This is a genomic window from [Limnothrix rosea] IAM M-220 (assembly GCF_001904615.1).
Lineage (GTDB): Bacteria > Cyanobacteriota > Cyanobacteriia > Cyanobacteriales > MRBY01 > MRBY01.
In genome coordinates, this window is sequence record NZ_MRBY01000041.1 from 1 (window position 1) to 19,131 (window position 19,131).

The following is a 19,131-nucleotide window of genomic DNA, read 5'->3' on the forward strand; positions in this document are numbered from 1 at the left end:
CGTGTCTCCTTTTCTCTAAAGAATTTTGGCTACATTCTTATCCATAACTGACGTTAGTTAGCTAACAGAATCACCGTAGAAAAAAACATCATCAATTAAAAATTCTAGAAATGCTCAAGCCACAGGCTGTGCATGGTCTTTGTCTTTTGATTTAGTAGTGTTGAGACAGTTCTGTTTCTTATTATCAAAGTCATCATCAAAGTCAATAAGTTTAGGACTAAAAAACCGGGGATTTGTGAAATTCTAGTGAGGTAAACAAAACCTTTTGCAAAATCCTCGACTTGTGAACTCCAAGGTCTTTCTTTATACTCATTTTGCTAGTTTTGGCCATGGGAGAGATTAGAGGTGGGTTCTCGGTGAATTGCGTAACTGATCGGCATTTTTGCCGCTGATGAAACGTTTTCCTAAGGAAGGAGATAAATGACCTCGAAAATTTATTGGAGATTATTATATTTTGTTGGATATGGTAGTTTCGAATAAGAATTAAAATGCTTTTTTTTCGCTAGAGTCTGGGGGGAAATTAGCGTGAGTGGTGTAGTCTGCTGAAACTCCTTGTGGCCTTTGGCTATCTTCTCTAAGGAAGGATAGGAGAGACTCTTTAGAAATTATTTAGAATGACTATACTAAAGTATTGGTTTGAGGACTAGAGCTGTTGTGTGTCCTTTTTTCTACATTTATTATTATGTAGACATGCTTAATATGATATGGGAATTCAAGCTAGAGCCAGCTGCGGTTTAGTTAAGCCCTGTAATATGGCGGCGGCTCAAGTGATTAGTATCCCGTCCGTGGGCAACGGGAAATAGAAAATGCCTGTGGAGTCGAGGTAGCGGGGCATTGGTAATGGTGTCTAGCCAATGGGCAGTGAAATAGGAAATCTTTGGGGTGACTCGGGGAATAATCTTCTCTGCATACCGCCTAGGGTGGCTGGGAGAGGGTGTCAATGACCTCTGCGTTTTGATTGGCCTTATTGTGTTTGTCGGTCTCTCTCTTTCGGATTGATGTTGGTTAGTTTTGCCGATCGCCGGGTTCGTAGTCAAATAACCACCGACGAATTTCTTGGGCGAGCCAAATCAACTCATCCTCGTCTAACCCCTCGCCAAACAGACGGCGTTCGTAGCGCTTGTCGCTAAGGAGTGCTTCGCAGGTCATGAGGATAGTGCGGGGTTTGTAGTTATCTAGGCTCCATGCTGACGAGGACTGATGGGCGAGGGAAATGTCTTGGATTTTCCCAGTGATGCCCTTGGATGAGAAATATTTAAAGCCCCATAGATTTTTTGTGATGCTAAATGTTGTCCGGTTAAATAATATTTGAGTTTCGCGAAATAAATGGGTCAGCGATCGCCAAACCAAAATGCCCCATAATCCTAACCAAATAAAACCGTACCAAAGGGTTTGAGGGCTGACCAACAGAAGAAAAATGAGGATTGTGCCATAGGCCGCAAGATGAAGCCCATGTAGATAGTCCGTAAACGTGCGAAAACGGCGGCGTGGGATGGAGATTTCGAGGCGATCGCCGAAGGCCTTGAGTACTATCGGACTTTGCCATGGCTTATGAATGCGTAATTTCCCTTGACGAGTCATCCTCCTCGGCAGCGGTGGTTGCTCTAGATAATTTAAAGCTTCATCCACCGAGCTAAGGCGATTTTCTAACGCTGGTTCGACAAGCTTTTCTAGCCAATTTAAAAAATGGGCATCGCCCGTAACAAATGGCCGAAAGTTTAAACGGAGATTTGCTGTGGGCAAGTCAGCGGGAGTCACACCCGTAAGTAAATGAATTAGCGTTGCGCCGAGGGCATAAAGATCCGACGCAGCACAGGCTTTACCGCCAAATTGCTCTAGGGGACAGTAACCGTAGGTGCCAATGACTGTAAATGTGGAGCCTTCCGCAACCGCTTTATCTTGAACCGCGCCAAAATCAACGAGATAAATATGCTCATCTTCCCCTTGAATGAGATTGCTAGGCTTAATGTCGCGGTGTAAAATTTGCGGCTTAAGGTGGTGAAGATAGTGCAAAATCTCTAGGATTTGATGGGCGATCGCCTCGATTTCCGACTGAGTAAATTTGCGACCTTGTTCTAAAAGCTCCTTCAAAGAATGTCCCGGAATATATTCCTGCACCAGCCCAAACCATAGATGGCGATCGTCAATAGAAAAATAATCTCGGTATTGAGGAATAAACTCATGGTCGAGCTGCTTTAAAGTCTGAGCTTCCCGCTCAAACAATTTCAGATCTTGCCACTCCACATCACCACCAAAAGTGAGGAGCTTAATCGTGACCGACTCCTGCTGAGGCGAGTTGAGATCCCTTGCCAACCAAGTTTGTCGCCCAGCATTGCGACCCATTTGAGTGACTAACTGATAGCGCTCATGTAAAACTAGCCCTGATTCCATCTTTGAATCTACAAATTTTGCCCTAGGAGCATGGTAGACAATTCGTTTCGGTCAATTTTTAGTCTCCATCAAAATCTTTACAACTTCGAAGGGATCATCTTCCCAGCAAGGGGCAGGTAAAAATTTCTGGAGAACAATATTGATATCATTGGCAATTTCTGCAATGTCGTCCCGCAAAAACAGCTCGTCTAAGGTAGTGACATCACGGTGATTGATGCTAATGAGCGGTGCGGCATGCTGAGGACTATAGCTGGCTTGGGGAGTATGATATTTGTTTTTCTTACGTTTTTCCGCCCGAATGCTAAACCGAATGAGATCAATGGGAAAACTATGATCCGTGGGATTTTTGTCAAATCCTAAACCCGTTGGCGATCGCCCCATCTGGGTAGTATTAATGCTTGATTGACGACTCGACGGTGGAGTTCTTCGAAACATGAGATGCTAAAAGCCCCAGAGCATTGGGAGGGCAGTCCATACGTTGTTGATTTGCCGCAGATGTCTGATGAAGTAAATCGTTAGCGACCCTAGGCATTACCTTAAATTTTTAGGAGATAAGTACAACCCTGCTAACTGTTCAGAATTTAGCGCATCGCGTGCAAAAACAAAGCCAAGGGATCACAAGAAAAAGTGATCTGTATCACGTATATAGTTATTTGCTACTCTATTCAGGACTCTTCGTTTGGATATAGCGCGTGAAGCTTTTTGTTTACCACACCCCTGAAGCAGCTCCTGCCGAGCAACTACCCGATTGTGCCGTTGTTATTGATGTTTTGCGAGCCACGACGACCATTGCGACGGCGCTCCATGCTGGGGCTGAGGCTGTACAAGCTTTTGCTGATGTTGATCTGCTTTTCCAAGCCAGTGATGCTTGGCCTGAGGCACAGCGTTTAAGAGCTGGAGAACGGGGCGGTCAACAGGTTGAAGGCTTTGATGTGGGGAATTCACCTTTAGATTGCACACCGGATGTTGTCGAAGGGAAACGCCTATTTCTCACTACTACTAACGGTACAAGGGCACTCAAACGTGTAGAACAGGCAAAAACAGTTCTGACTGCAGCTCAAATTAATGTTGCGTCTGTCATTGATTACCTGAAAGCAAAACAACCTGAAACGGTTTGGTTTGTGGGTTCGGGTTGGCAGGGTGATTATGCTCTTGAAGATACGGTCTGTGCGGGGGCGATCGCCGCCGCGTTGTGGGGAGAAGAACCAGCCGATTTAGGTAACGACGAAGTATTAGGAGCGATCGCCCTATATCGACAATGGGAAAATAACCTCGTTGACTTACTAAAACTCGCGAGTCACGGCCAGCGCCTACTAGGTCTCGATAAAGAAAAAGATATTATTTACTGCGCCCAGAGCAATAGCCTCAATGTGCTTCCCATCCAACAATCACCCGGCGTTTTAGTGAAATATAACGGCGAAGCTTAGGCTCTCAAACCCGATTACTAGCTTAAGACAACAGCGATATGCAGGCAGCATAATGCCCAAAAAAAGGGGTTCCGTCATGGAACCCTAAATCATTAACGCGTAAAAGATATATTTTTACGTATTTTTCTATGTTTCCAATGAGCAGCAGTCTACTTGTAAAGCTCTGTGGAGAGGCGGAAAGCCAAGATACCAGGAACGAGGGCAATCACAAGAGCAACAAAGACTTGGGTATCAGAAATTCCCATTATTAAAAACTCCAAAATAGATAAATAAAGAATTTATTCCTTAATTTGCGGCATTATCGCGATTTAGCCCAAGGTTTTGTAACAAGACGCAACATACGACAGTATTATCAATGCTTTGATCGATATGATGACCTGATGGGTTCTAGCCGCCAATTATTCTAAGGTTTGTTTACAATTGTTAGTATTTGCCGGCTGCTTTTGTTTCGTTGTTACCTACCGCGATTTATCTATCTGTGTTCCTATGTTCGATCAACTCCTCCATTCCCAGTTTCATTTCAGCTTAGAAACCTCTTTACTATTAGTGATTCTTGTTGCCCTAGAAGCTGTTTTGTCTGCGGATAATGCCATTGCTCTGGCGGCGATCGCCCAAGGACTAAAGACCGCTGAGCAACAAAAACGAGCCTTAAACATTGGTTTGATCGCGGCCTATATCCTCCGCATCACACTCATTTTTACAGCGACTTGGGTGATTAATTTTTGGCAAGTTGAACTGCTAGGTGCCGTTTATTTACTATGGCTAGTCTTTCGATATTTTACCTCCAGTGAAGACGACCAAGGACACGAACGAAACCTTGAATTCTCGTCCCTCTGGCAAGCAATACCAATGATTGCCGTAACCGACTTGGCCTTTTCCCTCGATAGTGTCACAACGGCGATCGCCGTTGCCGAAGACATCTGGCTCATCGTCATTGGCGGCACCATTGGCGTGATCACATTACGCTTTCTTGCCGGACTCTTTATTCGCTGGCTTGATGAATTTACCCACCTCGAAGACGCAGGCTTCGTCACAGTGGGCTTTGTTGGTGTTCGACTATTACTAAAGGCAGTTTATCCCAGTCTCATCGTCCCAGAATGGCTTCTGATTTCTCTCATTTTGGGCATGTTTGTGTGGGGATTTTCTAAGCGTAACCCCGACTTTGTCGCGCCAGAGGAACAGAAAACAGAACAAAGCTTAGAAGCGTAGTCATTGACCCTTAAGGACTTAAGACAGATTTCGCCCTTTGACGCACTTTTTTTCTGAGAAAATTTACTTTGTTTAAAAAAACTTAACAGAGCTCTAATATTTTGCTAATATAAGTTCATAAATAATAAAAACTCTAAGTTAGACACTTGCATGCAGTGCGCCGCGTTGCCACCTCAGCTGCATTCCTTGCTTATTGTGGACAACTCATCCTCCTTTTGCTCTGAGCGATTTAGTGCAGGGAAGGATTGCCATTGTCTTTTTTTGATTTCTCTATACAGACGAGTTGACCTATGAAAACTGCCAAGCATTCCTCAGATCCAGTTCGTACTTACCTGAAAGAGATTGGTCGTGTGCCATTGCTTACCCACGAAGAAGAAGTCGTATATTCCCGTCGTGTCCAGCAGATGGTGACCCTTGAAAAGCTCAAGGAAGAGTTGGCTGAACACAAAGAGTCTGAGCCAACATTGAAAGAATGGGCAAACGAAGCAAAGATTACTCAAAAGGAGCTGAAAAAGCGTCTCCGTCTCGGTGCTCAGGCTAAGCAGAAGATGGTAGAGGCAAATCTACGTCTGGTGGTTTCTGTTGCTAAAAAATATATTAAGCGCAATATGGATCTTTTGGATTTGATCCAAGAAGGAACCATCGGTATGCAGCGTGGTGTTGAGAAGTTTGACCCAACGAAGGGTTATCGTTTTTCGACCTATGCCTACTGGTGGATTCGTCAGGCCATTACCCGGGCGATCGCCGAAAAGAGCCGTACAATTCGCCTGCCCATTCACATCACTGAGAAGCTCAATAAAATCAAAAAAGCCCAGCGTCAACTGGCTCAAAAGAAAGGTCGTGCTGCGACAATTCCTGAGCTAGCAGAAGAATTGGGTTTAACCGCCAAGCAAGTACGTGATTATCTCGAAAAATCGCGTCAGCCTTTATCCCTTGACTTGAAAGTCGGTGATAACAACGATACCGAACTCATCGAGCTGCTAGAAGACCACGGCACAACGCCTGATGACTATGCCACCAGTGCTGCCCTCAAGCGGGATCTACACCGTATGATCGGGGAATTGACTGACCAACAGCAAGAGGTGCTAACCTTGCGCTTTGGTTTAAACAATGGTCAGCCCCACACCCTTGCAAAAATTGGCGAACATTTGAGTATTAGCCGTGAGCGTGTACGTCAAATTGAACGCGAGGCTCTCTCGAAGTTGCGTAAGCGTAAATCTGAAGTGACAGAATACTTGGCGAGCTAGGTTCCGAGAAAAATCACCGTAAAAATGCGACTTAGGGGGTTCGGTTACGCACCCCCTTTGTGATGTAAAAGCTTGTTACATTGTCATTAATGAAAGTTCTACGTTATCAAAATTCAGTAATTACAAAGATTGCTGATCGACCATCAGGAGGTAAGACTGGTGAACAATGAAGCCCAACGTTTTTATGATTTTCTAGATAATACACAAGCGGAAGTAAAGGATGACTTGTGGCAGTATGTGCAGTCTTTAAACCCGGAAATGGTCGCTCAGATGTCCCAGCCTCAATCTGGTGAAGTGCAGCAAGTGATGGAGCGTCAAATTATTGGCTTGCTTGGTGCTTTGTCTGGGGAAGGTATTAATGTTTCGGTCACGATGACCCGCGAAAATTTAGGTCGTTTGCTTGGCTCTGCGATTATGAGTGGATATTTTCTGCGGAATGCTGAGCAAAGACATGAAATTGAAAAGATGCTGGCTTCGCCTGAAGAGAGTCTCTAGGTAAGGCGCTTTTTTCTTCATCATTTATTTGTTTGTTTGTTCGATAAGGGTTCGATAAGGTCTAGCTAGGTGCGGCGATCGCCTACTTTTTCTGCCATAACCACAAATGAAATTTATAGTCGTCGTTGGTGAGATTAGCAGAGTTTTAGCATGTTAGTTAAACCCTTACAGAACAAAGCTTTAAGGCCTATCAGATGTTTTAACTGTGATGGCCTTGGCTACATATAATATTTAACGTCAGTTATGGATAAGAATGTAGCCAAAATTCTTTAGAGAAAAGGAGACACGGAGAGGGAGAGACACGGGGAAGCAACGAAAATTTGCATTTTTTGAAAGCTAGTAGGATTGTTTGCATAGAAATATCTCCCGATCTCTCGCTCTCCCATTCACCGCGTCGTACTTCCGACCATGCTTAAGCAAAACTCACGTGATTTAGAAAAATTTAAATTTTGCAAACCGTGAAAAACCCTTGATCAACAAGATTGATCAAGGGTTTTTTGATAGTAACTATTTTTTTAGTAGTGGAGCCGAGCAGAGTCGAACTGCTGTCCAAACTGGGTATTCACCCCTAGCTCATTCACAAGTTTAGTCCTTCTAATCCTCAGAACGGGAACGACTGCTTATTCCGAGTCGCCAAGAATCTCTGGTCTAGTCTTGACTCTAGTGCAAACCAGATGTATTCCTAGAGAGCATCCGTTGGGGGTAAAGTCATAATCCTTAACGGAGTCGAATTATGAATGCTCGAACCTAAGTTAAGGTTGTTCTTATTAGGCTACAGCTGCAGCCTTGCGAGCGAAAGGAACGATGTTGTTCGCAGTTACTATTTGTTTGAATCTTTGATTTACGAGAGGAGATTCACTCTCGACTTGCATCACAGTGGAAGCTTTCGCCAACCTGTCGAAACCGTTGCGGCCCCATGTGTTGGATTTACCAGTATAGCATGCAATTTTTGGGCTTGATTATTCTAAGCACTTAAGGTTTGGATTTGCGGCTTTAAAGGCTTCGTAATCGAGTTTTACTTGGGCTGCGTAGGTTTTGGCGATTTTTTGAACTTGTGCGATAAAGTTATCGGCTTGGTCTGCGGCTCGTTTAGCGACATTTTCGGCGAAGACTTTTGCGGTTTGGGTCGTCATTGCTTCGGCGGCACGGCTATGGCAGGTGGCCAGGATTTTGCCCCATTGTTCTGCCATTTTTTCAAAGCGTTTTGCTTTGTTTAGTTCATCTAAAGGAAAGGCTTCTTTGTAGGGCGATCGCTCTCGGATGGAGTAGGATTGAGCGTTTAGTTCGAGCCAACCAAGGTGGTCGTCGGTGTTGCGAATGAGGGCTTTGTAGGCGATCGCATGGCGTTCTGCATCGTTATTAAATTCTGCGTCGTAGGCTTTCTGAAAATCCTCGCCGAGATAAAAATAAGGGGTGGGTTTGCCTTGGGCTTTTAAATCCAGAATGCAATCGTAATCATGGTGATCTTTATCTCCTTCAATTACGACATAGTAGCGGTCTGTACCAAGGGAACCAGTGCCTGCTAGCAGACGTTTAGCGATATCTTTGACGTGAAAATATTTGGGGTCGTAGGCCAGCTCACCTGTGAGAGTATTACCGTATTCTGGCATCAAATCCACAATTTTTTGATAGGTCTCATGGTCAATTTTTTCGAGTTTATCGAGGCTGAGGTCGTAGTAGCGATCGCCTTTTTTTACCTTTGTCCACTTTTCGAGCATTTTTTCACGGCTTTCGTTTTCTTCCACATCTTTCAGGAAATCATCTAGCTTACCGTAGGTATTTTTGGCAGTAAATTCCACTCGAATAGCATTGGGGTCTTTGGCATAAAGGGCGATCGCCTCCAGATATCCCTTACAAAATCTTGCAATAAACGCCTCTTGTTCTTTCCCTTTAAACTTCTGCTGTTTTGCTACCAAAACTAGGCTAATAGCCATGCGCCATAGATCATATTGATAGTTCGAAATTACCGCTTCATCAAAGTCATTCAGATCATAGACAATCTTGCCTTCATCATTATGAAAGCTACCAAAATTGTCAACGTGAAGATCACCTTGTATCCACACTTGCGTTTGAGTATTACTGAATGGTTCTAAAGCCGGATGGTTAGCAAAATCTCGCCAAAATAAATGATTTGTCCCACGAAAAAAGCTAAAGGTATCACAAATCATTTTGGCATATTTGATATTGCGGTTAACATCTGATGTCTTTTGATTCCACTGCTCCAGCTCCGCCAAAACCTCTTCATCCCGTGCGGTTGGCTCAAAATTGAAATGAGATGCCATACAAATTCTTTCCTCAACAAATCATTTGTCTCAATTGTTCTTCCTTAGGGAAGGTGTCCGAAGGGCGGAAGGGGTTTCAATAAGTTGTGCTACCCATGAAAAATCAATCAAATCCAATTTGTTGTTTCAATATCTGCCGTGGTGCGTTACGACGGACAACAAATTTGTAGATTTTTTAGTTGTCTTTTTGCCGTCTCCACACACCCTACATTTACACCATTTCTTAAGCCGCCACTTCTTAAGCCGCTACGTCGCGATCGCCGTATTTGAGAAGTAAAGCAATGGAAATACTAACTGCGAAAATTAGGGTCATACTGAGCGCAGAACCAAAGCCCCAGTTACGGGATAGACCAAGGAATTGATTATAAATTAGGCGAGACATGGTCATACTCGACGCACCACCCAGTAATTCAGGATCCACAAAATCCCCTAGGCCACTAATAAAAACTAAAAGTGATCCCGCCAGAATACCCGGCATCGTTTGGGGAATGGTCACCCGCCAGAAAGTTTCGCTGGGTTTTGCCCCAAGATCCGCAGAGGCTTCGAGGAGTTGTTTATCGAGTTTTTCGACGGAAGCGTACAAAATCAAAACCATGTAAGGCAGATAACTGTAGGCCATCCCAATAAAGACCGCCGTATTCGTATTGAGTAGATTTAACGAAATCCCTGTAAAACTAAGCACTGTATTCAAAACACCCGTCGGACTGAGAATGGTAATCCAAGCATAGGAACGCAACAACGACGATGTCCACAACGGCAAAATAAATCCGAGCAGCAGCAATGTACGCCAACGTTTTGGAGCCATTTGACCAATCCAGTACGCCACGGGAAAGCCCATCAATAAACAGGTAATAGTCGTTCCAAAGGCAAAAAAGAGCGATCGCCCCACGACCCGGAGATTCCCACCCTCAAAAATACGGAGATAGTTATCGATGCCGCTGGGATTAACGAGGTCACCGGGGCGGATATTTGGCACAAGACTCAACTCAAAAATCACTAATGTCGGAAATACCAACAGTAGCAATAACCAAATACCAGAGGGGCCAAGCAACGTGAAAATGCCAGTCCAAGGTAATTTATCGCGGAATTTTTTCTGAGCCATGTTGTCTAGTTCTTCTGCCATAGAAATTAACCACTGGTGAGTTTCGTCCAATATCGGTCATAGATTTCACCCACCTCTTCACCGAGAGGTTTTAAGCCTTCGCATCGATCAATGGTTTCGGAGGAAGGGAATAAATTGGGATTGGTGCGGACATCTTTAGGAAGCAGCTCATAACCGGGACGATTTGGTGTGGCAAAACTAAGGCGCTGGGTAATTTCTGCGGAAACCTGAGCGCGCATCATAAAGCTCATCCAGGCGTAGGCTCCAGCGACATTCGGTGCAGTTCTGGGGATCACAAGGGTATCTGCCCAAACTGACGACCCGCTTTCTGGCACGATGTAGGCAAAGTTGTCATCTTCCTCGGTAATCTCGTTGGCATCGGAGGAATAGCACATCGCCACTAACAAATCGCCACTCAAAATCTGGGTGCGCCATGCGTCGGAGTTAAAGGAGGCGATCGCCGGACGGAGCTCCACTAATTTTTCGTAGGCCTCTCTGACCTTCGATTCTTCTGTTGTATTGTACGAATAACCTAAAGATTTTAACGATGCGCCCATCACTTCCCGGACATCATTGAGGAGGGTCATCCGGCGTGTAAGCTGATCGGCATTTTCCCAGAGATAATCCCAATCGGTCGGCGGTGAGTCGAGGGCACTCTTGTTATAAATTAGCCCTGTCGTGCCCCAACTAATGGGAATACTGTAGGCATTGCCGGGGTCATAGCCGGGGTCAGCAAAGGTCTCAAATAAATTCTCTAAACCATTAATCTGTGAGTGATCTAGCTTCTGTAAAAGCTCCAGATCAATCATCTCTTGGACGATGTAATCTGACGGATAAATAATGCTGTAATCACCGCCACCCTGCGCTTGGATCCGAGCCAACATCGCTTCGTTGGAATCAAACACATCGGCGATCGCCCTGATGCCCGTTTCCGCCTCAAACTGTTTTAAAAGCTTATTATCGGTGTAGCCTGCCCAAGTGTAGATATAGAGCGTATCAGTGGAAGTCCTTCGGGCAGTAGGTTTGACATCCGCTAGCCGCCAACCACAACTAGACAACGCAAAGCCCGATAGCGCCGCAGCCGATCCCTTCAGAAATTTGCGGCGATTAAGCTGTACACCGTGAAATTGTGTGCCCTGCTCTCTCATTAGTAGACGGTTATCGTGGTCATAATTGCCTTCAATCATAGGAGAGTTTAGGCGTTTAGCGCTAAACAATCTGCCGTTGACCAATAGGTGTAAACAGGTGTGCCGTGATTAATGCTAGCAGAGGTATTGGGTTGTTTAATGCGCAGGCGATCGCCGCTTTCTAGCCGCACGACGTAGAGCACATGGGTTCCCATAAACATGGTGTGTTCCAGTTGACCTTGATAACAGTTAGCAGCTCTTTCGGGAGCTTCCAAACTCACTTTGATTTTTTCAGGGCGAATACTCACAACCACCTCACCAGAGGGGATTTCCGGGCGTTGCTTCTTAGCACTGTAGTTGCTGTGGGTATTGGCAACCATCACATTGGGCTGATGCTCCGGTAAATCAACTGTAATTTTTAAACCCTTACTCGTGACAATATTTTGGACGGTTCCTTCGGTGTTATAGACTTTGCCATTGATTAGATTTGTATCACCAATAAAGTCAGCAATAAAAGGCGTTGCCGGACGTTCATAAATTTCGTGGGGTGTGCCAATCTGCTCAATCTTGCCGTGGGACATCACCGCAATGCGATCGCTCATGGAGAGAGCCTCTTCTTGGTCGTGGGTCACCATCACAAAAGTCAGACCGAGATCTTGGTGCAACCGCGACAATTCCACCTGCATTTCCTTACGTAGCTTCAAGTCCAAGGCCCCAAGTGGTTCATCAAGGAGCATCACCGCAGGCTTATTTACTAAAGCCCTTGCCAAGGCGACCCGTTGTTGTTGACCACCAGAAAGTTGATTCGGAAAACGATTGGCGTAGCCTTCCATCTGCACCCGCACTAAAGCTTCTTGGACGCGATCGCGCACCTCTGTTTTTGGCAGCTTTTGAATTTTCAGACCGAACGCCACATTTTCCGCGACAGTGAGGTGATTAAACAGAGCATAACTTTGAAAGACGGTATTTACAGGACGACGATAGGGCGGCACATCATTCATGTTTTGCTTTTGGATCAGTACATCCCCCGCAGAAGGCTGTTCAAATCCGGCAATGAGGCGCAGCGTTGTGGTTTTGCCGCAACCAGAAGGCCCAAGAATACTAAAAAATTCTCCTTTACGAATATCGAGGTTTACGCCACAAACGGCGGTTTCACCATTGAAAATTTTAAAAACCTGACGCAGTTCCACATCGAGGGTGGGCGCATCTACGTCGGTTGGCTTCGGCTTTTTCGTAAAGGTAGAGGACATAGGTAGGCTCAAAGTGCAGCGGGAAAAATGTCTGTTTATCCTTGGCTACATTCTATATGGACTCGTTAGAAACTGTTATAGATTCGACGATTGTTTTAGGATTTGTGAGTCTCGCAGGCGATCGCCCAACCATAGAATCAAAAGCATCAAAATAAATTTAGTGTGACTATTGTTGTAGATCTTTTTCTAAACAAAAAACTTTATAGAGCACTTCCCAGCCGCGCTTTTTGTAAAACGTCAAAACCTCCTCCTTATCTTCCTCAACAAATAATGTAGGGCGTGGCATACCTCGATTTCTCAGGCGTTTTTCTGCCTCATCCATCAGCCTATTCGCGAGGCCTTGTCCTTGGTGATCAGGATGAACGCCTAGGCGAAAAATGAAAGAATTCCATGGGTCATAAACGAAAAAAATTGTGCCAATAATGTGACGGTCTTGTTCTGCAACGATAATTGATTCCGCATCATGGTTGATTTTTCGTTGAAATATCACTTGTTTATCTAATGGCTCGTAAAAAATTTGAGTGTCAATTAGTAACTGTTGCAGTGCTGGAAAGTCTTCGTCTTGATAGTTACGTAGGGTTACGTCGATGTTCATCTTTTTAGTTTATGTCTCCTATTCCCATTCCCATCAACTACTCAGATTGTCTTGGCATAAATTGTAAAAAGAGCGCTGTTTCAAGTTCAGTGTCGTTGAGATTGAGCGCAAAAAAGCGTGCCGTTACTCCCCGTTCGTCAAATCTCGTTAAATTCAGACGACCACTAATGCCCTGAGAAAACCCCATAATGGCGGGCGATGGCAAAGGCTGACTGTTAATTGTGCCTGCCCCTTCTGTCCACTGGATTTCACTACCTGATGTTAGCTCCAGAGTATATGAAAGAGTTAATTCAGAATTTTCGAGTTCACCTGTTTGGGGATCTATCTGGGAAATTTTGCCGCGAAATTCAAAGCGATTGTCACCGACAAAATCAATGATCGCTTCATCCAATGAGTATTGGGGTGGCTTCGGTGAACCGGGACGAATTAACAGACGATTAATCAGCGGTTGTAATACTTGGCGCACTCGCGGCGATCGCAGCGATTCATTGAGGTCTGTCTCTGTCAAAACTAAGCGTAATCCAGCTTGTACAGGCTCTTTAAATGTTTCTGCATCAAACTGCCTCTGACGTAATCTTTGAAGATCAACATTGAGTGGCGCTGTTTCTAGCTCTAAAACCTCTAGCCGAAATCCTTCAACAATTTCGATGCCACGACTAGCAATGCGAATGCGGTCAATCTCGCCTTTGGCAATTTTGTGGGCGGGCACATTATCCACTCGCACCTCAAAGGTTTCTGCTGCCTCAAGACGTTGACTGAGCCGTGTGCCTGTAATTTCCTCAACGATTAAGCCAATGGGCGCACCTGCTGCGAGTAAACCTGATAATAAAACAGTTAAAAATTCCACGGAAACGCCCTACAGATAAGTTCTTTAACTCTACTGAAAAAGTCCGGCGAGATCTGCATTTGTTGCAGTGATTATTGCCTGCCGTTGATCATCGTCGGTATGACTTAGGATAATCTCAAAATAGCTTTCGGGCAGAAATGGTAGGCGCTCCGACCACTCGATTACGGTGATGCCCGGTTCACTTTCTACGCCTTCCCAATAGGTTTCTGGGTAAATACTATCCACCTGCTCTGGCTCTAGGCGATACAAATCTAAGTGATACAACGGGATTCGTCCCGCATGATATTCATTCACCAGCGTAAATGTCGGACTGGCGATCGCCTCAGTGATGCCGAGCCCCGTACCAATACCCTGGGTTAATGTGGTTTTTCCTACCCCAAGATCACCTTTAAGCAACAGCACAGCATAGGGTTGTAGGCATTCCCCTAGCCGTTTGCCAAAATCCAAAGTTGCCGCCGTATCTGGGAGCAGAAAAGATTTCGTCATACCTTGCTGTTAATAGTTCGCTTGATAATCTTCGAGCAGTTTTACCAAATCCTGTTGCACGGCTGGGGGAATGAGTTGAGTTAATGCAACAAAGGTTTGTTTGCCACCTAAAGGTACTTGAATGCCCTTGACCACATCCATAACAGCCGCTTCCTTAACGGCGCGATCTTCAATGAGTGACATCACTTTTTCGGCAATGCTGGTGTGTAAACGAGCATCTGATAAATACAAATGCCAGCCTGCAACATCAATGTAAACATTTTCCCCAATTTCAGCTGCGAGTTTTTCGATGTCGGCGGTACTAGCCATATTAGGTCTCCGAGTAATTTGCAATAACTCTAATGTAGACGAGGTGTAATAGGACAATACCAAACCAAACCCCTGTAAACCATATATCCCAGGTGGAGTCTGAGCGGTAGATATTGTGGAAAAACCAAATGCCGGAATTAATCGCGAGGAATACCATCACATGAACAATGAAATTCATCATGTCTTCGGCACGACGGAATTCAGCGTCTGTCTGGCGGTCAGGTTTGCGGGGCCAACTGCGGGGCATAGTTAAAGTATTTCTCGATGAAAATGAACCGATGACTATTATAAAGATTTTCGGATGTAGTCTCCGGATTTGCCGCCTGTTTTTTTCAATAGCCGGATGTCTGTAATCGTCATTTCTTTATCTAGGGCTTTGGCCATGTCATATAGGGTCAGAGCTGCGACGGATACTGCGGTGAGAGCTTCCATTTCCACTCCTGTTTCTGATTTTGTGGTGACGCTAGCCTCAATGAGATAGCCGATCGCCGTGGTGTCAGGCGTAAAGGTCACATTCACTTTTTTGATGGGTAAGGGATGACACATGGGAATTAGATTTGAGGTTTGTTTGGCGGCCATAATCCCGGCAATGCGCGCTGTCCCTAAGACATCTCCCTTGGGAGCATCACCTGCTTGGATCGCGGTAAAACAAGCTTTACTCATGAACACCCGACCTGTGGCGATCGCCTCCCGTTTCGTGACTTTTTTTTCAGAAACATCCACCATCTGAGCTTCACCAGCTTCATTGAGGTGAGATAAAACAGTCTGAACTTTTTTTTTGGAAAAATCTTGCATAAATAAAAAATCTCTGTTAGATTAGATAACTGTTGATGAAACAACACATTTCTTCGGCGAGGGCTTGTAGCTCAGCGGATTAGAGCGGCTGACTACGGATCAGCAGGTCGGGAGTTCGAATCTCTCCAGGCTCGTAGCGAAGATAGTAGAAACCCTTCTAGATTAGTCTAGGGGGGTTTCTTTTTGGTAAGAAATTGGCATTGAATCACACGAAATAGAGTCGCGAAAAGATAGCATTGTTCACGATGGTTTTGCCTCCAAATCTAAAAAGCCAAATATTTTGATAGCAAAGTTGTTTGAGGGAAGATTGATCGTCAGCTCAGGTAATTATGAGACAACCGAAAAGCTCAAGTCCCCCTTACAAAGGGGGATTTAGGGGGATCCTACTATGCTTTAGGCTAACTGAGAAAACTATTATTTCTCTTGTTGCTGCGCTAATCAATCTCGTCCCGTCTTTAAGATGCTTCTTCCGTCGGTAAATCAAAAGTGAGCTGTTTATAATTTGATGTTTTTTCAGTGCGAGTTTTCTGGAGCTGCTGGAGATATTGCTGACAATCTTCCTGCCAGAACGCAGATGTGCCGGGACATTTCTGATCCACCTGTAACCAATGTTGGAATACCGTTTGTCGCCCATCATCGGGAGCCATAATCTGATAAATACGAGTTCGTTTTTTCTGAATACTCCGCATTTTTAGGTAAGCTAAATCCAAACCTATCAGCTCTAAAAATCGCTTCAGGATCATCATTGGGGTTGAGTTTTTCGCTAAGCCAATGCCTACTGTGGTTTTGATTGCCTGACGGTTTTCTAGGGCGATCGCCGCCATGTGCTGCATATTCGGATCAAGATTATGAAGTTCTTTTTGGGGTTGATGCAGTAAATCATGGATCCCTAGAATTTCGATAGTGCCAATGATGGCACCCAACTGAGAGTGATTAAAATCTGGTTGGAAAATTTGTCCATTACCCTGTTGCATTAGATGTTTGGCAATGAGGGCATCGCGATCCGCCAAATAGGGACGACCGAGGGTGGCAAAATAATGGCAACGCAGCTTTCTATACCAGCCGTCGCTGTCGCGGTTAACTAACTCTGTCGTGACTGGAATGTTGTAGCGTTTCTGTAGTTCGTACTTGCGCAGTTGATAACGTTCTTTTGGTGTTTTAACGAGTTTCTTTTTGAGGGCTAGGTAGCGCGTTTTACTGAGGGGACTAGCTTGGGCGATCGCCTGACATTCGGCTAGGTAGCTGGTCTCGCGAATAGAATTGAGGGCAATAGTAAGTTGACTTGCCTCTGGTTTCGCTTTTTTCTTTGTGGTTTTTTTCTTTGATTTTGCTGCTGCTTCTATCGCTGGCACAAGATTGTGACCTTCACTGGTGAGGTGCGCTAAAACAGCCTCACGGTAATTCACCATACCTGCATTGATGCGCACAGCAAATTTTGCCCAGCATAGTAATGATTCGGCCTGAAACTGGGTGTCAAGATCCTCTAGGGCGGCAAAGTCAGATTGTTGCAATAGACGAATATTTGTTTGGGTCAGTTTTTGGCTGGAGTGCAGTAAAGAGGGAATGGAAGTGGAGCCATTGCCAATTTTGTTAAACCCATATTTCGCGACCCATAGATAACGGGGAATATTTTCCCGGACACGGCTCAGGGCTTGACAGACTGAATTGACTGTTTGTATCCCTTGGGCGATCGCCCACACAGACGTAAAGTGACCCTTGAGATCTAAGCTAATACCTGTTTCTACCGCTGGACTCGCCAAAACAACATCATACTCAGTTACAACCTCATTGAGATTCGTCATACAGCCATAGGCCCGGTGTTTCGCATCGGCGAGGGTTTCCGAGTCAATACGCAAAATACGGAGCTGGGGAAATTGATTTTGGAGATATAGCTCTAGGGTCGATGTCCCCCATTGACTTTTTAGCTTTTGGGCCGAGAGACAGACAAAGGGCTTACCACCTGCTTTAATGTGCTCTTCTAAATCCTTAATAAGTCGCTTGGGCGTACCCTCGTTGTAGTGATTTAGGGTGTAGCCACTCTTTTTGTCCGCCTGCCAAGTGTTTTCGATGACAAAGGGAGTCACTTCTTGACCACCGAGGCTGCGCAGATAATCAACCGATACATTACTTAGATCGGCATCACTAATATAAATTTGCCCTTCCCCTTCAAAGACGTTTTGGATAAGGGTTTTAAAGGTTTGCAGAATGTTGACCCGATAATCCCGGCAGGTACTGGAGTTGAGGCCATGCCACAGCACTTGCTCAACTTCGTCAATGACAATGAGCGCGTCTGACCATTGGTGGGGATTAAAATGGGCTTGGGATTTTTCGTGGAGGGAATCGATACAGAGGCCATAACCTTTGGTTTTTAAGCTTGGCTCTGTTGTTCTGCCTTTGTCTGCTGGTAAATCACGAATGTAATCTAAACCGAATCTTTGGCATAGCTCCTCGACTAGACGGATGCGGTGTCCGATGACTAAAACTTTTTGTTGGCGGGCGATCGCCCGGGCGACGACGGTTTCGAGTTGGCGGGTTTTCCCTGTGCCTTTGGGAGATTTGATCGCAACGATTTTGGCGGTTTCTGGGGCAACAATCTCTCCGAGATACCGCTGGTTTTGCTCGTGGTGGCGGTTGTAAGTGAGTTGATTGAGATCCCTCGCTTTCCACAGCTCTAGGGATGGGGCTTGCTGATAGAGCTGGTTAAATTTGTCTTGACCATGGTGGGCAATGAGATCATCAACGCCTTTGCCTAACTGACTGTCCCAAGTGATTACGGCAACGTCACAGCCTTGTTTTTTGAGGAGATAACCCGTTTTCCGAATCGCTGCGTTAACTGCTTTGATGGTACGGGGTTTTTGATCTTGGTCAAAGGCAATGAAAATTTTGCGCTGCCCTTCCACTAGTTTTTTGATCTGGGGAATTAATCGCGATCGCCCAAGGCGCTGCCCCGTTGCATCTTTCGGAGTACGAACTGCACCATAAATACCCGGTAGGGCGATCGCCGCATAACCCGCACTTAACAAAGCTCCTGCTTTCTTCGCCCCTTCGGTGATCACAAGGGGAATTTCCGTATGTTCTTTAAGCCACTGCCAAAAACCACCATCGGGCTGGGAACTATCCCAGGCATCCTCACTGAATGCCACCTGATAGCGCGTTGCGATTAACTGCCAAATATGGGGCGGTACCCGTAAGGCAAATAGTCCCGTACTGACTTTGGGGGGGTGCTCATACTTAATCGGCTTGCCCTTAGCACCACCAATGCGCGGCTGTTCCGGTTTAAAACAACCCCATAGATCAGCGCCCCCCGTAAGCAAATCAACCCCAGAACACCACCAACCACCGGCTTCTGTATGTTGATACTTCTGTAAATATCCTTCCCCCAAACGCCCATCATTACGACGAGGCAGGTCATCTGAGTACAGTAAATAATCCAGAGGGCGATCGCCCTCTAAAGCAACAACATTCATATTGATGACACCGTCATCAACACAACTACTTTGCCATTCCTGAACGTGATCTACCAAGCGAACCTTGCTCCATATCTGGGGTACTTAACAATACCTCACCCT

The 19,131-nt window shown here is 45.3% G+C and carries 19 protein-coding genes, 1 tRNA gene and 1 other RNA gene; 5 read left to right on the forward strand and 16 right to left on the reverse strand.

Features of this window, described 5'->3' with window-relative positions:
• Window positions 1–734: 734 nt before the first annotated feature.
• The 3 genes from NIES208_RS18700 to NIES208_RS14180 form a co-directional block, all read right to left on the reverse strand.
• Window positions 735–941 (reverse strand): hypothetical protein, encoded by a 207-nt coding sequence (locus NIES208_RS18700; RefSeq protein ID WP_139325073.1) that lies wholly within the window; start codon window positions 939–941, stop codon window positions 735–737.
• 64 nt (window positions 942–1,005) lie between these two features.
• Window positions 1,006–2,391, reverse strand: a complete 1,386-nt coding sequence (locus NIES208_RS14175) for a serine/threonine protein kinase (RefSeq protein WP_075893640.1) — start codon at window positions 2,389–2,391, stop codon at window positions 1,006–1,008.
• A 51-nt stretch (window positions 2,392–2,442) separates the two neighbouring features.
• The gene (locus NIES208_RS14180; RefSeq protein WP_139325074.1) at window positions 2,443–2,826 is read right to left on the reverse strand and encodes a hypothetical protein; all 384 of its coding nucleotides are present in this window, start codon (window positions 2,824–2,826) and stop codon (window positions 2,443–2,445) included.
• Between the two features lie 257 nt (window positions 2,827–3,083).
• Here NIES208_RS14180 and NIES208_RS14185 point away from each other — a divergent pair, with 257 nt between their 5' ends.
• The gene (locus NIES208_RS14185; RefSeq protein WP_075893642.1) at window positions 3,084–3,818 is read left to right on the forward strand and encodes a 2-phosphosulfolactate phosphatase family protein; all 735 of its coding nucleotides are present in this window, start codon (window positions 3,084–3,086) and stop codon (window positions 3,816–3,818) included.
• 149 nt (window positions 3,819–3,967) lie between these two features.
• Here NIES208_RS14185 and psaM read toward each other — a convergent pair whose 3' ends face one another.
• Window positions 3,968–4,063, reverse strand: a complete 96-nt coding sequence (gene psaM / locus NIES208_RS14190) for a photosystem I reaction center subunit XII (protein WP_075893643.1) — start codon at window positions 4,061–4,063, stop codon at window positions 3,968–3,970.
• A 241-nt stretch (window positions 4,064–4,304) separates the two neighbouring features.
• On the opposite strand from psaM, the gene NIES208_RS14195 reads away from it, so the two are divergent.
• From NIES208_RS14195 to NIES208_RS14205, 3 genes are all read left to right on the forward strand, one after another.
• Window positions 4,305–5,027, forward strand: a complete 723-nt coding sequence (locus NIES208_RS14195; protein WP_075893644.1) for a TerC family protein — start codon at window positions 4,305–4,307, stop codon at window positions 5,025–5,027.
• A 290-nt stretch (window positions 5,028–5,317) separates the two neighbouring features.
• Window positions 5,318–6,274: an RNA polymerase sigma factor, RpoD/SigA family gene (locus NIES208_RS14200; RefSeq protein WP_075893645.1), complete on the forward strand. Its 957-nt coding sequence runs from the start codon at window positions 5,318–5,320 to the stop codon at window positions 6,272–6,274.
• 159 nt (window positions 6,275–6,433) lie between these two features.
• A complete protein-coding gene (locus tag NIES208_RS14205; protein WP_075893646.1) occupies window positions 6,434–6,769 on the forward strand; it encodes a DUF760 domain-containing protein in 336 nt (111 codons plus the stop codon).
• 519 nt (window positions 6,770–7,288) lie between these two features.
• Here the strand turns inward: NIES208_RS14205 and ssrA are convergent.
• The 11 genes from ssrA to moaC form a co-directional block, all read right to left on the reverse strand.
• Window positions 7,289–7,685, reverse strand: a transfer-messenger RNA (tmRNA) gene (gene ssrA, locus NIES208_RS14210).
• A gap of 43 nt (window positions 7,686–7,728) precedes the next feature.
• Window positions 7,729–9,051 carry a DUF2252 domain-containing protein gene (locus tag NIES208_RS14215; protein ID WP_075893647.1) on the reverse strand — a complete coding sequence of 441 codons (1,323 nt, stop codon included), beginning with the start codon at window positions 9,049–9,051 and terminating at the stop codon, window positions 7,729–7,731.
• Window positions 9,052–9,289: 238 nt separating this feature from the next.
• On the reverse strand, window positions 9,290–10,174 hold the full coding sequence (locus NIES208_RS14220) for an ABC transporter permease (RefSeq protein ID WP_075893648.1): 885 nt from the start codon (window positions 10,172–10,174) through the stop codon (window positions 9,290–9,292).
• A 5-nt stretch (window positions 10,175–10,179) separates the two neighbouring features.
• Window positions 10,180–11,340 carry an ABC transporter substrate-binding protein gene (locus NIES208_RS14225; RefSeq protein ID WP_216349413.1) on the reverse strand — a complete coding sequence of 387 codons (1,161 nt, stop codon included), beginning with the start codon at window positions 11,338–11,340 and terminating at the stop codon, window positions 10,180–10,182.
• An 8-nt stretch (window positions 11,341–11,348) separates the two neighbouring features.
• Window positions 11,349–12,530, reverse strand: a complete 1,182-nt coding sequence (locus NIES208_RS14230; protein WP_075893649.1) for an ABC transporter ATP-binding protein — start codon at window positions 12,528–12,530, stop codon at window positions 11,349–11,351.
• 166 nt (window positions 12,531–12,696) lie between these two features.
• Entirely contained in the window at window positions 12,697–13,125 is a 429-nt protein-coding gene (locus NIES208_RS14235) for a GNAT family N-acetyltransferase (RefSeq protein ID WP_075893650.1), read from the reverse strand.
• Window positions 13,126–13,162: 37 nt separating this feature from the next.
• Window positions 13,163–13,972: an LmeA family phospholipid-binding protein gene (locus tag NIES208_RS14240; protein ID WP_075893651.1), complete on the reverse strand. Its 810-nt coding sequence runs from the start codon at window positions 13,970–13,972 to the stop codon at window positions 13,163–13,165.
• A gap of 30 nt (window positions 13,973–14,002) precedes the next feature.
• Window positions 14,003–14,458, reverse strand: coding sequence for a tRNA (adenosine(37)-N6)-threonylcarbamoyltransferase complex ATPase subunit type 1 TsaE (tsaE, locus tag NIES208_RS14245; RefSeq protein WP_075893652.1), 456 nt, complete (start codon window positions 14,456–14,458; stop codon window positions 14,003–14,005).
• Between the two features lie 9 nt (window positions 14,459–14,467).
• Window positions 14,468–14,767, reverse strand: a complete 300-nt coding sequence (locus tag NIES208_RS14250; protein ID WP_075893653.1) for a DUF3181 family protein — start codon at window positions 14,765–14,767, stop codon at window positions 14,468–14,470.
• Between the two features lies 1 nt (window position 14,768).
• Window positions 14,769–15,014, reverse strand: coding sequence for a hypothetical protein (locus NIES208_RS14255; RefSeq protein WP_075893654.1), 246 nt, complete (start codon window positions 15,012–15,014; stop codon window positions 14,769–14,771).
• A 38-nt stretch (window positions 15,015–15,052) separates the two neighbouring features.
• The gene (moaC, locus tag NIES208_RS14260) at window positions 15,053–15,562 is read right to left on the reverse strand and encodes a cyclic pyranopterin monophosphate synthase MoaC (protein ID WP_075893655.1); all 510 of its coding nucleotides are present in this window, start codon (window positions 15,560–15,562) and stop codon (window positions 15,053–15,055) included.
• Window positions 15,563–15,622: 60 nt separating this feature from the next.
• Here moaC and NIES208_RS14265 point away from each other — a divergent pair.
• Window positions 15,623–15,696 (forward strand) — tRNA-Arg (locus tag NIES208_RS14265).
• Between the two features lie 321 nt (window positions 15,697–16,017).
• On the opposite strand, the gene NIES208_RS14270 is transcribed toward NIES208_RS14265, so the two are convergent.
• On the reverse strand, window positions 16,018–19,029 hold the full coding sequence (locus NIES208_RS14270) for a plasmid replication protein, CyRepA1 family (protein WP_075893656.1): 3,012 nt from the start codon (window positions 19,027–19,029) through the stop codon (window positions 16,018–16,020).
• Between the last annotated feature and the right edge of the window lie 102 nt (window positions 19,030–19,131).

Excerpts from the sequence above, each read along its gene's own strand:
- NIES208_RS14175 (WP_075893640.1), bottom strand. The coding sequence starts at position 2,391 with ATGGAATCAGGGCTAGTTTTACATGAGCGCTATCAGTTAGTCACTCAA.
- NIES208_RS14180 (WP_139325074.1), bottom strand. The coding sequence starts at position 2,826 with ATGTTTCGAAGAACTCCACCGTCGAGTCGTCAATCAAGCATTAATACT.
- psaM (WP_075893643.1), bottom strand. The coding sequence starts at position 4,063 with ATGGGAATTTCTGATACCCAAGTCTTTGTTGCTCTTGTGATTGCCCTC.
- NIES208_RS14195 (WP_075893644.1), top strand. The coding sequence starts at position 4,305 with ATGTTCGATCAACTCCTCCATTCCCAGTTTCATTTCAGCTTAGAAACC.
- NIES208_RS14200 (WP_075893645.1), top strand. The coding sequence starts at position 5,318 with ATGAAAACTGCCAAGCATTCCTCAGATCCAGTTCGTACTTACCTGAAA.
- NIES208_RS14215 (WP_075893647.1), bottom strand. The coding sequence starts at position 9,051 with ATGGCATCTCATTTCAATTTTGAGCCAACCGCACGGGATGAAGAGGTT.
- NIES208_RS14220 (WP_075893648.1), bottom strand. The coding sequence starts at position 10,174 with ATGGCAGAAGAACTAGACAACATGGCTCAGAAAAAATTCCGCGATAAA.
- NIES208_RS14225 (WP_216349413.1), bottom strand. The coding sequence starts at position 11,340 with ATGATTGAAGGCAATTATGACCACGATAACCGTCTACTAATGAGAGAG.
- NIES208_RS14230 (WP_075893649.1), bottom strand. The coding sequence starts at position 12,530 with ATGTCCTCTACCTTTACGAAAAAGCCGAAGCCAACCGACGTAGATGCG.
- NIES208_RS14235 (WP_075893650.1), bottom strand. The coding sequence starts at position 13,125 with ATGAACATCGACGTAACCCTACGTAACTATCAAGACGAAGACTTTCCA.
- tsaE (WP_075893652.1), bottom strand. The coding sequence starts at position 14,458 with ATGACGAAATCTTTTCTGCTCCCAGATACGGCGGCAACTTTGGATTTT.
- NIES208_RS14250 (WP_075893653.1), bottom strand. The coding sequence starts at position 14,767 with ATGGCTAGTACCGCCGACATCGAAAAACTCGCAGCTGAAATTGGGGAA.
- NIES208_RS14255 (WP_075893654.1), bottom strand. The coding sequence starts at position 15,014 with ATGCCCCGCAGTTGGCCCCGCAAACCTGACCGCCAGACAGACGCTGAA.
- moaC (WP_075893655.1), bottom strand. The coding sequence starts at position 15,562 with ATGCAAGATTTTTCCAAAAAAAAAGTTCAGACTGTTTTATCTCACCTC.
- NIES208_RS14270 (WP_075893656.1), bottom strand. The coding sequence starts at position 19,029 with ATGAATGTTGTTGCTTTAGAGGGCGATCGCCCTCTGGATTATTTACTG.